1 protein-coding gene is annotated in these 450 nt (G+C 64.9%); it reads right to left on the bottom strand.

Going from position 1 to position 450, the window contains the following annotated elements; genetic code table 11:
- On the bottom strand, positions 1-450 hold a 450-nt coding region (locus CAY82_RS27560), incomplete at both ends, for a phosphatase PAP2 family protein (RefSeq protein WP_170931138.1).

The raw sequence follows: 450 nt of genomic DNA on the forward strand, positions 1-450 counted from the left end.
GTCGTCGCCGGTGCGGCCTTCTGATCCCACGGCTTGGTGGTCCGCACGTAGGCGTGGACCACGGAGGCCGTCGCCAGAATGAGAAGTGGTCCGGACACCCACGGGTGTTCGGCCATCTCCACCGGCAGATAGCGATACGACACCAAGAGCACAGCGAAGACCGTTGCACCGTGGGCGACCAGCCGGATTCCTGGCCGTTCCCAGCCGCGGTCGTTCGCGCGCAGCGCTGCCTCGATCGTGAACGCGAACACCACGCCGGCAAGGAGATCCACGCCGTAATGGTAGCCGAATCCCAGCGTTGCGCAGAGCGTGGCAATCAGCCAGAACGCGCCGGCGAATCGCAGAATGCGTGGGCCCTTGCGGGAATGAATGAAGATCGCGGTGGCCCACGCTGTGTGCAGGCTGGGCATGCAGTTGCGAGGGGTGATTCCGTCGAACAGCATCTGGTGC

Source organism: Pseudomonas sp. SID14000 (assembly GCF_002165135.1).
Taxonomy (GTDB): domain Bacteria; phylum Pseudomonadota; class Gammaproteobacteria; order Pseudomonadales; family Pseudomonadaceae; genus Aquipseudomonas.